12 protein-coding genes and 1 pseudogene are annotated in these 12,089 nt (G+C 50.2%); 9 read left to right on the top strand and 4 right to left on the bottom strand.

The features are described from left to right. Positions 1-36: 36 nt before the first annotated feature. From FBF37_RS02420 to FBF37_RS02405, 4 genes are all read left to right on the top strand, one after another. Positions 37-354, top strand: coding sequence for a hypothetical protein (locus FBF37_RS02420; RefSeq protein WP_138079142.1), 318 nt, complete (start codon positions 37-39; stop codon positions 352-354). A 12-nt stretch (positions 355-366) separates the two neighbouring features. Continuing rightward, positions 367-570: a hypothetical protein gene (locus tag FBF37_RS02415; RefSeq protein ID WP_138079140.1), complete on the top strand. Its 204-nt coding sequence runs from the start codon at positions 367-369 to the stop codon at positions 568-570. A gap of 177 nt (positions 571-747) precedes the next feature. Continuing rightward, a complete protein-coding gene (gene rplS / locus FBF37_RS04235; RefSeq protein ID WP_411912119.1) occupies positions 748-1,269 on the top strand; it encodes a 50S ribosomal protein L19 in 522 nt (173 codons plus the stop codon). Positions 1,270-1,331: 62 nt separating this feature from the next. Beyond that, positions 1,332-1,832, top strand: a complete 501-nt coding sequence (locus FBF37_RS02405; RefSeq protein WP_138079136.1) for a hypothetical protein — start codon at positions 1,332-1,334, stop codon at positions 1,830-1,832. A 31-nt stretch (positions 1,833-1,863) separates the two neighbouring features. Here the strand turns inward: FBF37_RS02405 and FBF37_RS02400 are convergent, their stop codons facing one another. Then, positions 1,864-2,070: a hypothetical protein gene (locus FBF37_RS02400; protein WP_138079134.1), complete on the bottom strand. Its 207-nt coding sequence runs from the start codon at positions 2,068-2,070 to the stop codon at positions 1,864-1,866. 154 nt (positions 2,071-2,224) lie between these two features. Here FBF37_RS02400 and rnhB point away from each other — a divergent pair, with 154 nt between their 5' ends. Further along, entirely contained in the window at positions 2,225-3,241 is a 1,017-nt protein-coding gene (gene rnhB / locus FBF37_RS02395; protein WP_236861220.1) for a ribonuclease HII, read from the top strand. A gap of 86 nt (positions 3,242-3,327) precedes the next feature. Here rnhB and FBF37_RS02390 read toward each other — a convergent pair whose 3' ends face one another. Then, positions 3,328-3,597 (bottom strand): hypothetical protein, encoded by a 270-nt coding sequence (locus tag FBF37_RS02390; RefSeq protein ID WP_138079130.1) that lies wholly within the window; start codon positions 3,595-3,597, stop codon positions 3,328-3,330. Positions 3,598-3,735: 138 nt separating this feature from the next. After that, on the bottom strand, positions 3,736-6,261 hold the full coding sequence (locus FBF37_RS02385) for a M1 family metallopeptidase (RefSeq protein ID WP_138079128.1): 2,526 nt from the start codon (positions 6,259-6,261) through the stop codon (positions 3,736-3,738). Positions 6,262-6,336: 75 nt separating this feature from the next. Here FBF37_RS02385 and FBF37_RS02380 point away from each other — a divergent pair, with 75 nt between their 5' ends. Next, on the top strand, positions 6,337-7,023 hold the full coding sequence (locus FBF37_RS02380; RefSeq protein WP_138079126.1) for an HNH endonuclease family protein: 687 nt from the start codon (positions 6,337-6,339) through the stop codon (positions 7,021-7,023). 5 nt (positions 7,024-7,028) lie between these two features. Here FBF37_RS02380 and FBF37_RS02375 read toward each other — a convergent pair whose 3' ends face one another. Beyond that, positions 7,029-7,778: a hypothetical protein gene (locus tag FBF37_RS02375; RefSeq protein WP_138079124.1), complete on the bottom strand. Its 750-nt coding sequence runs from the start codon at positions 7,776-7,778 to the stop codon at positions 7,029-7,031. 89 nt (positions 7,779-7,867) lie between these two features. Between FBF37_RS02375 and FBF37_RS02370 the strand changes: the two genes are divergently transcribed. From FBF37_RS02370 to FBF37_RS02360, 3 genes and pseudogenes are all read left to right on the top strand, one after another. Next, positions 7,868-8,653, top strand: a complete 786-nt coding sequence (locus FBF37_RS02370) for a hypothetical protein (RefSeq protein WP_138079122.1) — start codon at positions 7,868-7,870, stop codon at positions 8,651-8,653. A gap of 111 nt (positions 8,654-8,764) precedes the next feature. Next, positions 8,765-9,889, top strand: coding sequence for a transcription termination factor NusA (gene nusA, locus FBF37_RS02365; protein WP_138079120.1), 1,125 nt, complete (start codon positions 8,765-8,767; stop codon positions 9,887-9,889). A gap of 52 nt (positions 9,890-9,941) precedes the next feature. Further along, positions 9,942-12,033 (top strand): annotated as a pseudogene (locus FBF37_RS02360) (ATP-dependent Clp protease ATP-binding subunit); the annotation flags it as partial. Positions 12,034-12,089: the final 56 nt, after the last annotated feature.

Genomic DNA, 12,089 nt, shown 5'->3' with positions numbered 1-12,089 from the left:
CTTACAAATTAGCATAACCATTGCTATACTATTTGCATGAATAAGAAGTATATTGTTGTTACAAGTATTATAATCGCTGTTATTATTGTGGGTGTAGCAGGGGCTATTTGGCTACTAAGACTGCAAACTCCAGCTAATGAATCAGCGGTACGGCAGGATAATTCACGACAATCTTCTAACCAATCTCAATCAGACACCCAGAAAAAGCCAAAATCTCATCCGTCAACTGGTTCGCAACAGCCAGTCAATCCAAACGCTGGTCGCTATGCTGACTATACCGACGGCAATACCATGGAGCATGCCTACAGGAAGACAATCCTATTTTTCCATGCTCCGTGGTGTGGTGATTGCTAGGCGTTTGACAAGGTGTTGCGTGAAGGCCCAATACCAGCTGGTGTGCAGATTTTGAAGGTTGACTATGATAGCCGTCAGGATTTGCGCCAAAAATATGGCGTAACCAAACAAAGCACTTTTGTCGAGCTAGACGATGATGACGATGATCACGACCATGACATCTGGGTTGGTTATGGTCAAGAGAAATCGATTAACGCCATTTTGAGGAATCTGTAGAATTAAGCAATTCGCGGTATCCATTATAACCGCTAGATCATCTTGTATAGTTTCATGTTCTATGCTAAAATATACTGAAGTTGTACAGAGTTAAATTATTCAAGCTTTGTTAGGCGTGGAGCCGCAGGGGTACAGCTGCGTGGCCAGCCGTGACAGGTTTGGAAGATAGGAAATATCATGAGTTTTGAGCTAATCAACAAAGTCAATCAAGCACAGAAAAAGCAAGCAGTTGTTGACGCCCGCAGCGGTGACACTGTTCGTGTTTACCAGAAGATTAAAGAAGGCAATAAAGAGCGTATCCAGATGTTTGAAGGTGTGGTCATCCGCACTGACAACAAAGGCTCGCACACCTCACGCATCACCGTTCGTAAAATCGCCTCAGGTGTTGGTGTGGAAAAATCATTCTTGCTGCACAGCCCGCTGATTGAAAAGGTGGAAATCGTCCGCCGTGCCAAGGTTCGCCGCAAGTTCCTCAGCTTCCTACGTAAGCGTTCTGGTAAATCAGCTCGCCTGACCGCCAAAAACTTTGACCGCGTGGCTGTCAATAACGTGCACGACGCCAAGGCTGAAGCAGAAGCTGAACGCTTGAAAGAGGAAGCTGCACAAGCTGCCGCTGCCAAGCAGGCTGAAAAAGACGCTGCTCAGGCAGAACTTGACGCCAAGGCTGCTGAAGTAGAAGCTCGCCATAAAGAAGCGTAATTGGTTTTGAGGTAAACAGACCGCCCTCTCTGGGGGCGGTTTTCTCATGGTATAATGCCAATATGTCGATCTTTCATTATATCTCTGTGTTCGTTCCCGTGACTTTGGCATGTGTAGTGCCATATGTGTTGCGCCGTCATGGCTTCACTGACGAAAAGAAGTATCGCTGGCTGTTATACCTCGCTTGTGTGCTATTCTTCATCTCGTGGTATTTGCCGTCACCGCTGATTGAGGGGCGAGACACCAGTTTTACCACGCATTTCGTGGGCGGTGGACTGTTTACCGGGTTATTGTGGGTGTACCTGGTACTAGCAATGCGCTGGCAATCCCACTGGTTGGTAATGGCATTTTCGGTGTTTGCGTTGGTGTCGGCGTTGGGCTGCATCAACGAACTGGCGGAACTGTATATGGTGAAGACAGGGCTAGCGCGTATCACGCTGGATGATACCAGTTGGGATATCTTGGCGAATACATTGGGCGTGGCGACGGTGTGGCTGGGCTGGATGGGCTGGCGGTTTGTAAAAGAAAATAGCCCGCCGAGAGGCTCAAGCCGAGGTCTGTAACCTCAAGGCGAGCTATTCTCTAGGCGGGCGGTTAGCCCTTGCTCTCTTCTTCGAGCTCCTCCTCTCCGTTTTCAATAAATCTGAGGATATCCCTGTGTAGGGACAAGTGTAATACCATCCCCTCCAATAACGTTATATACTGATATTGTGACCGTATTTTTTTCTCCTGCCACCAAAACATGGCACCCATCGATAGGATGTAGAAGACAATTCCAATAACAGAGACAACGTTCATCATGACTCTCCCTTCAGGAAAAACTCAGAAGACTAAAAGGGCGCTTTTCGCCCTTTGACGACAGCCTTCTGGGTGAAAAGTCATTATTAATATAGCATATAAATTATGATAAGTCAATACTCTGTGTAGGACGTAACCTTTTGTTATAATGATGGGTATGATCCTCGGCATTGATGAAGTTGGGCGCGGGCCATGGGCGGGACCGCTGGTAGTTGGCGCAGTGATTTTGGGCGGTGCTGAGATTGAGGGTTTGGATGATAGTAAAAAGTTAACTAAAAAACGCCGCGAGGTGCTGGATAAGGTAATTCGTGAGCAGGCGGCTGCGTGGGCGCTGGGCTGGGTGAGTGCCAAGGAATTGGACGACGTTGGCATGAGTCAGGCGCTAAGGCTGGCGACACGGCGAGCGGTCAAGCAAATTCAGACGCAGTGCAAAGAGAAGAACTTGGCATTTGATGAAATTATCATTGACGGGACGGTCAATTTTCTGGCGGATACAGCGCTGGAGCAATATGTGACGGTGATGGCCAAGGCCGACGGTTTGGTTCCTAGTGTGTCGGCGGCGTCGATTATCGCCAAGGTGGCGCGTGACCAGTTCATGGCCGAGCAAGATGCAGTCTATCCAGAGTACGGCTTCGCGTCAAATGCTGGCTATGGCGTGGCGAAGCACCGTGCGGCGATTGAACGGTTGGGCGTGACGCCGCTACATCGGTTGAGTTTTGCGCCGCTACAGAAGTATATGGAGGCGGGTTCGCTACCGTCCTCCGTCAGAGTACACTTTTCACTCGCATTTCCGCTGGAGATGTCTCGTGAGCGTTCGGCTGAAACGTCCACTACTCGCGACATTGGCAACGCGGGTGAGCAGGCCGCCGCGGACTGGCTGGCGGCGGACGGACATGAGATTATCGCTCGCAACTGGCGGACGCGGTACTGCGAAATTGATATTGTCAGCGTGAAAGATGACGTGCTGTGGTTTACTGAGGTTAAATATCGAAAAAACGATGACTTTGGTGGTGGGCTGGGGGCGATTACCGCCAAAAAACAGCAGCAAATGCGCTTTGCGGCTGAATTATTCATAGCAAAGCATCCGCAATATGAAGGATGCGACATGCGATTATTGGCGGTGGCTGTCGAGGGTGATCCACCGATGGTAAGAGAACAGGTAATATTAGAGTAAATTAGGCAAGAAAATAGCCCACCGAACGAGCTCAAGCCGAACTTTGTTGTTCAGCGAGCTATTTTCGGCGGGCGGGCCCTTGTGTGTCAGAAGTCGCAGGCGGCGAGACGCTGCCCAGTTTTCCTACTGCATTCAGCGAGTAGGTCATCAATCTCCTCGCTGAGCCCCGTATAAGGGGCGAGTATCCCGCTACACTCTAAGGCTAGAAACGCCGTAATCTGGCGTTCTAGGTTGCGTAGTATTTGAGACTGCTGCTCAGCCGGTCGCCCAGCTAAGCTCTCCTTGATGCTCTCATCAAGAGAGAACATGAAGGCACCAATGCCCGGGAAGGCCAGGCAGATGTCGGTGGTATCCATTCTTTCACTCCCGTCTTGCTCAAAAGCTAAAGGGCAACTTTTGCCCTTTATGGAAAACTTTGAGCAAAAGCTAATACTATATATATCACTAATATCATAAAATGTCAAGCATTTTTGTCAAAAATGTGGCATAATATATCACAGTGCCACTCGCAAAGCAGAGAGCACGCCCGCCTTGTCTCGCTCAATCAACTCAACCCGGGCTGCGATTTCTGTGATGCCCAGCTCAATCGTCCTGGTCAGGGCCGGGATACTCAGCATCGGCTCAAAGAAGCGGCGGAAGTCAGCTAATTCACCGCCGGTTGTCAGTCCAATGGCGGCGTAGCGGATGAAATCGTCGTAGCTTTTATCACCAGCAAAGGTTGTTTCGACCCACTGCCAATTGTCTTTCAGCCAATTCCAGGTGAGCTGGCGGCTTTCGTGAGTGCGGATGAGATAGACAAACCAACGGCTGGCATCTTGCGGACGAATGATATCAGGGCGCTTGATATTTGTAAGGATTTTTTGCGCAGTTTCAGGGTTTTTGGTAGCAGTAAGTCCCAGGGTGATGTCGGCTTGCAGGTCGTTTGATGGCGTCTGCTGGTAGGTTTGGAACAGGCTATCAATCATCTCTGGTGTCTCAAAGTGTCGCACATTGGCACTGATGATTAGTGAACGGATTTCTGTTGGTAATTCCTCGAGGGGTTGACCGTCAAACCGCCGCTTGGCTTCCGCCAGCACTACCTGGTCTTCGCTATAGATCATCAGTCCCAGGGCGGTAACGCGTCGCTCGCGGTCGTCGTCAGATTCACCAGGCGTTTCGTCCCAGCCCAGTTCGTCAAACGTAGCACGGGCAAACTCACCAGAAATTCGCTTCAAGTGGGCTTTGCCGTCGTCATCATCGTCAATAAATTTGCGTAGCTCCGCTAGTGCACCAGCCGCCATGTCGAAAACCTTTTCGTTGGTTTCATGTTTCAGCGATAGCGCCAGTGGCAGGAGTGAAGCTGAACTTTCAAATCCAGCCCGAGCTAGCAATGTAGCGTCTTGGAGTAGGCAGATTTTGTCCAGAGTAGGTAGTTCGTGAATGTTGGCTAGCAGTTGCTCACGAATAGCAGTATCATATTTGGTCACGAAATGCCCGTTCAGTCCGCAATTCAGCTGCAGCGGTTTTTCAATGGTGAATGTCTTTTCGCGCTCGGTCAAAATTTCGTCATCAAGTGGCTGGTTGGCGAACAATGGAATTGGCCACAAGGCATCGGATGGCTGATAGTCACCGATGAAAAATCGTTCTTGGCGCAGCGTGGTGGTGGGTTGCTCGTCAGAATTATTTCGCTCGACCTGCACGATTGGCAACCCTGGCTGTGAAATCCAGGTATTCATCAGTGCAATAATTGGCTGGCCGCTGGCGGTTTCTAGCTCCCGCCACAAATCATTACCGACAGTGTTTTGGTAAGCAAATTTTTCAAAATATGACTTTAGTCCTGTGCGAAACGCTTCCTCGCCAATCAGCCGCCGTACCATCACCAGCAGTCGCCCGCCTTTGGCGTAGACAATTGCCGGATCAAACAACGTACTGATTTCATCCGGATGACTAACATCAGTTTGCACTGGCTGTACACCATCCATACTATCGCGCCGAAGGGCTATGGTGACGTCGCTAGCGGCAAACTCTTCCCACATCCGCCATTCAGGATGTAGCGCGTCGACTGCTACGTATTCCATCATGTTGGCGAAGCTTTCGTTTAGCCACAGGTCGTTCCACCACTGCATAGTCACCAGATTACCAAACCACTGGTGGCTGAGTTCGTGAGCGATGACAGTGGCGATGAAGCGTTTGGATGATTCTGGCGTTAATTTCGGGTCAGCCAACAGGCAACTTTCGCGGTAGGTGATGAGCCCCCAGTTTTCCATGGCACCCGACGAGAAATCTGGCAGCGCCACGTGGTCAGACTTTGGCAGCGGATATGGTACGCCAAAATATTCATCATAAAAATCAATTGAGCGGGTGGCGATGTCTAGTGCAAAATTCAGAGTCTCCTCGCTTTGTGCTGGTGTTGCCCAAACATTTACCTCGACGCCAGAGGTGGTATGAGCGGTCTTTTTGTGTAGCTCACCGACGACAAAGGCAAGGAGGTAGCTGCTCATCCGCGGTGTGGTGGCAAAAGTGGTTGTCAGCGCGCCGTCTTTCTCAGATGTTTCAGCGACGGGCATATTGCCAAGGACGGTCAAATCTGGTGCGGTTACGAGCGTGACGTCGTACGTCGCTTTGGCAGCTGGCTCGTCAACACACGGGAACACCTCGCGAGCGTGATGTGATTCAAACTGGGTGGCAAACAGCTGTTTTTTGATGCCGTCGTGGGTAAAGTAGCACGGATACAGTCCGTGCATAGCATCGGTGATGGTGCCAGAAAAGTCGATGCGAACGGTGTGCTGACCGCTGGATAGGTCTGGGCGCGACAGCTGTAATTCATCAAATTCACCATGAGAGAACTCAGCAGGCCGGTCATCGATCAACGCCGAGTGAATAGTCAAATCTTTGGCGTGTAGCGAAATCGACTGGTCGGTCGACTCGCCGGAAATAATCACTGTGCCAGAAAACGATTTTTCCTCGGCGCGTGTCAAGTCGAGGGTTAGGTTATAGTGCTGAGGCGTGAATGTGTCGAGTAAATGCTTGAGTTTTGTCATAGTCTCATTATATCATTTGTGGACTGTGAGATTGGGCAGGTAGAAAAGGCTTACGGTATTCGATATACTAGAGGTATGAGAGGGACAAAATTGCAGTGCAGGCGTATCATGGCCTTGTTTGTGGTGGTACTGTCGGTTTTGGCGGTGTGGTCGTCGCAACTGTCACAACCAAAGCTGGCTCCTGTACCGGCTGCTCTGCAGCAACAATATTTCGGCAGTTCGAACGCACTTGATGAATTGAACAAACTGGAAGTAAAAGGTCGTGCGCCCAAAACGGGCTATACGCGCAAACAGTTTGGCAACGGCTGGGGCAAAATTGATGGTTGCTCAGTGCGTGAAGTGATTTTAGCGAGGGACTTGAGTGATGAAAAAGTGGGCGAAGGCTGCAAGGTGCTTTCTGGTGTTTTGCAAGATCCATATACTGGTCAAACCATTCATTTTCAGCGTGGTGAAAAAACCAGTTCTAAAGTACAGATTGACCATGTGGTGGCGCTGAGCGACGCCTGGCAAAAGGGCGCGCAGAATTTGTCAGCGATTGACAGGGAAAAAATAGCGAATGACCCACTGAACTTGTTGGCGTCAGAAGGACAGGCAAATCAGAATAAGGGTGATAGCGATGCGTCAACTTGGTTGCCGCCTAACAAGGATTTTCGCTGCCAATATGTTGCCCGGCAAATTGCGGTGAAGAAAAAATATCACTTGTGGGTCACTGATGCTGAAAAGCAAGCCTCTGCCAATGTTCTGGAAAAATGTAAGGGTTGAGTTAGTTAGGATTCAGCCGTCTGTTGATATTTGGATGCAATCATTTCGGCAAATACTGCTTTTTTGTCGGCAGCGCTTAGCTCTGGCTTATGTTTTGGCAGGTGGGTGCCGCTTACATATGCAAGCTCTGTCATGGCATCTCGCATGGCGGAGAGTTGTCTGTCAACTTTTTTGCAGGCGGCTTGCCTGATGAGCCTCACCGACTCGTCATCTGGTGATAGCCCATTAATTTTACGAGCTTCAACAGCCAGAGCGATATCTTCTTGTGTTTCCACTAGAGAGCCGTCGATTGTTCTTCGCAAAATAGGGTCCTTTAATTCAGGAATATTTTTAAATATCATGCGGAGTACTTTTGAACCTATTTTGCGGTTCAAATACGATTCAGCTGACGCGACTCCTTCGGGCGAATCAATGTCAAATACCTTATTGAGGTGGGGCATCAATAATAATGTTGCAATATATTCAGGGTTAACGTAGTGATCCATTATGCCACAACGTGCTTCATCATTGGCTGTCTCGATTGGAGAATCTGGAATCCGGTTATCTTTTAGATAGAACGTTGTTTCTTTATAAACCTGAATAGCCGGCCCAAGTACCCAGTCGCGTGTTTCAGGATATATAGGGACTTTGTCGACAGTAGCCGGTTTGCCAGTCAACCAATTTGTTTTTGCTTGGTCTAAAATAGGCCAGTTTGGCGCGATGTCCACTTGAAAACTTGGCTGGCCATCTTTATCGGTCGAGCGGATGGTAAACATAGTAGTATTATGTCATAGAAAGACAAAATAAGCAACGACACGGACACAATCACATTGACAATAAAGAAATAAAATGCTATTATAATAAAGTGAAAAGTGAGCATATTCGCCAGTATCCGGTCAAGTCGCCGATGGACCAGGAAAACCATCAAGTGACTGCGGTTTTATTCCGTCCAGAGCTGGCTGATGATGAGGGTTTTCAGCGAACCTTGGAGCTGACGGCTATTGCGTCGGTCAGCCGAAATCCAGATTGGATGCAATATCATGGGCGGGGTAAAGAAAAGGTGATACAAAATAAGATTGCCGCAGCTCGATTAGGTGCATTACATGCTTATGTTATTGATCCAGGTCCTGACATTCCGTATTTGAGTAAGCGACATCGGGATAAGGATGAGGCGCAGATACAAACGCTCACGTTGAATATGTTAGGCGAAGAACTTGAGCAGGATAATTCAGACATCACGACCTCGTCAGTATTGGCCTTGGTAGGTGATGGCTATTCACCACCTGCCGCCGTTGTCGAGAGAGCCCCGGGTAGATCATTGCGAGAACAATATGGCATGGACAAGGATAGTCGTAATTATTATGCCATCATGGATGAGTTGAATCGTATCCAGCGGGAGATTGATAGGGTGATTGGGCGTTTTGCATCAAGAGTGCTCATCAATGATATGCGGCGTGAGTATAATGAGGGCGCGAATATCTTCTCGGGTGTTAAGGTGACGGAAAATAAAGAGTATGCCGAAATATTCACCCTCTTTGACCAGCCGTTTACTGGGTTTACGGCCGGTCTTTGCAGGACCGCTTTGCTCGATATGGCACGGAGAAGGCGCGGACTACGCGGTATGCTTGACATGGCCAGCGAACTGGTATAGAATGTGTAGTGTACATCCGGCCGCCAAGGTCGGAATTTTTCGTATGAGGATATGTGCATCGCAGCGCAGCCTCGTATCGTGGTATAATCATAAGTGATAAAGGAGAGTAGTATGGAAGATTTGAACATTAAGCAGTTGACGTTAGCGTTGCGGACGATTGCTGAGGAAAAGAACCTACCAGAAGAGACAGTTCTAGAGGTAATCGAGCAGGCCATCGCCGCAGCGTGGCGGCGTGACAACGGTACCCGTGAGCAGCTGGTGCGCGCTAGCCTAAACATCAATAGTGGCACGGCTGTGGTGTCGGTTGTCAAAACCGTGGTTGAAGAAGTTGAAAATGACGTCAATCAAATGAGCCTCGACGAAGCTAAAACCGTTGACCCGGCAGCTGAGCTGGGCAGCGAAGTGACGGTCGAGACCCACAACGTGACGACATTTGGCCGGGTGGCAGCCCAGACCGCCAAGCAGGTGATCTTGCAGCGGTTGCGTGAGGCAGAGCGTGAGGTGGTGCTGGCAGAATTTGAAGATAAAATTGGCACGGTGGTAACCGGTACGATTCAGCGGGTTGAGCCGCGCGTGGTGCGGATTGAGCTGGGTAAAGCAGTTGGCATCATGCCGCAGTCCGAGCAGATTCCTGGCGAATACTACGGGGTTGGCCGCCGCATCAAAGTATACATCAAGGACATCGAACGCGAAGGTCGCGGTCCGCAGTTGATCTTGAGCCGCGGCAATGAAGAATTTGTGCGGTTCTTGTTCAGTCAGGAAGTGCCAGAGATGGAAACGGGCGCCGTGGAAATCAAAGCCATTGCTCGCGAGGCTGGTCGCCGCACTAAACTAGCGGTCGCATCGGCGCTGCCAGGCGTTGACCCAGTCGGTACCTTTGTCGGTGGTCACGGCACGCGTGTTCAGGCGGTGATGAACGAAATTGGCGAGCAGGAAAAAATTGATATCATTCCGTTTGAGGAAGACGCGGCTGGCTTCATCGCCAATGCCATGAGTCCGGCGGAAGTGCTGAGCGTGACGGTCAATGAAGACGAAAAGCGAGCAACCGTCTATGTCAGCGAGGATCAGCAATCAGTGGCCATCGGCCGGGCTGGGCAGAATGTTCGCTTGGCAAGTCGGCTGACCGGTTATGAACTAGACATCGAGGCAAAGGCGGCTGCTAAACCAGCTGAAAACAAGCCTCGCAAGAACGTAGAAGATAGTCTGTTCAATGCCATTGAGGAAACAGCAGAATAAGATTGGCGAAGTACTTGAGATATTCGCCGATAAGCGATGAAAGGAGGCGATAATGGAACAGCCGAGAGATTTCTCTGAGCTGGAATCGCGCCTGACAGATACGGCGCGGGCTAGCTTTGAGCGAGCTGGTGTGATTGCCCAAAATCAAGGAAGCCCGTATGTGGGAACTGAGCATATTCTCCTGGGGATATTGGCTCAGAATTCTTCGCTGGGTGCTAAAATCTTGGCGGAAAGCGGTGTGACGCTTGACCGCGTTGAGACGGCGCTGGAATTGACGCCGAGTGCGGTAGTATTTGCGGTTGTTGACCATGGAGTGCGGGCTGATGTTTTGGCGACAGTGCGCATGGCGTGGGAGCTGGCGCTGGAATTTGGACAATCGCGAATTGGTACGGAGCATTTGGTGTATAGCATCTTGACGCAGCGCGAAGCACGGGCTACTAGGATTTTGCGTGATATGAACGTTGATTTGGAGGCGCTCCGTGGCGACTTGGAGGGCGTGTTTGATAGGCAGCAGTCGGAAGCCGACCAACAAACTGAGTCAGTGTCGACGACTGAGCGCAAGTCCATCAAGCTACTAGAGAAGTTTGGCAATGATTTGACAGAGCGAGCTCGGCAGGGGCTGGTAGATCCAATGATTGGGCGGGACAAAGAATTGTCGCGTGTCATCACGGTGTTGGGTCGGCGTAGCAAGAATAATCCAGCATTGATTGGCGAGCCGGGCGTGGGGAAGACCGCAATTGTTGAGGGCTTGGCACAGCGAATTGTCGATGGTGAAGTGCCAGCATTTTTGGAGGGAAAAAGGATCATCCAACTTGATCTGGCTTCCATGGTGGCGGGGACGAAGTTTCGTGGACAGTTTGAAGAACGCTTGCAAAAAGTATTAGCCGTTGCTAAGGAACATCAAGAAGTTATTTTGTTTATCGATGAGCTACATTTGCTGGTCGGCGCTGGTTCTGCCGAGGGCTCAATGGATGCGGCGAACGCCCTGAAGCCAGCCTTGGCGCGTGGTGAGGTGCGGGTGATCGGTGCGACGACTTTTGATGAGTACCGCAAATACATTGAGAAAGACGCTGCTTTGGGTCGACGATTTCAGTCGGTCGTAGTGGCGGAACCAGAGACGGAAGAGGCTGTACGGATGGTGTTGGGGCTGAGCAGTCGATTGGCGCTGCATCATCAGCTGAGCATCGACGAGGAGACTGTGAAACTGGCGGTAGATTTGAGCCAGCGGTATGTGATGGATCGATTTTTGCCAGATAAGGCGATTGATGTGCTGGACGAAGCGGCGGCGTTGATGCGCTCAAAGCAGCCGCTCAAACCAGGTCGACGCCAGAAATTAGCTCAGCAAATCAAGCGGCTGGCGGGCAAAATTGATGCGGCCGTGGAAGCAGAAGACTACGAACGAGCGGCGCGTTTCAAGACGCAAATGAAGCAATTGGAAAAACGCGCTGGTGATCTGGGTGCGAGCGAGGACATATTGCCGCGGTTGGATGAAGTGTATTTGAGGTCGGCGGTCAGTGCCATGACTGGTGTGCCAGTGAAGAAATTGGCGCACGCCGAAGCCAAAAGCTTGATCAAGCTGGAGAATAGATTAGGTAAATTTGTGCTGGGGCAAACTGAAGCAATTGCTGAATTGGCGAGGTCCATTCGACGAAACAGCGCTGGACTGAATCGACACAGTGGGCCAATGGGATCTTTTGTATTTTTGGGTCCGACAGGTGTTGGTAAAACCGAACTGGCTCGCGTGTTGGCGCGTGAAGTGTTTGGTGGCGAGCAGAACCTGATCAAAATTGACATGAGTGAATTTTCTGAAAAGCACCACCAGTCGGTTGGTCGGTGCTCCAGCGGGTTATGTGGGGTATGAAGATGGCGGTAAATTGACCGACAAAGTTCGTCGACAGCCGTACAGTGTGGTGTTGTTTGATGAGATTGAAAAAGCACATCCAGATGTGATGAATCTGCTCCTACAACTACTGGAAGATGGTCAATTGACTGACGCGCAAGGACGAGTGGTTAGTTTTCGCCACACCATCATCATCTTGACCAGCAACGTTGGTTCGGCGGGCATGATGAATAGTGAGGCGTTGGGTTTTGGCGGCGCAAAGAAACGCAGTAGCAAGGATGTACAGCGACACAACGACCGGACGGCGCGGCAGGCTTTGGAGGATTTCTTGAAACCAGAATTGATTGAGCGTTTTGATGC

This window comes from Candidatus Nanosynbacter featherlites (genome assembly GCF_005697565.1).
GTDB classification, from domain to species: Bacteria; Patescibacteriota; Saccharimonadia; order Saccharimonadales; family Saccharimonadaceae; genus Nanosynbacter; species Nanosynbacter featherlites.
This window is presented reverse-complemented; position numbering and strand designations above follow the sequence as displayed.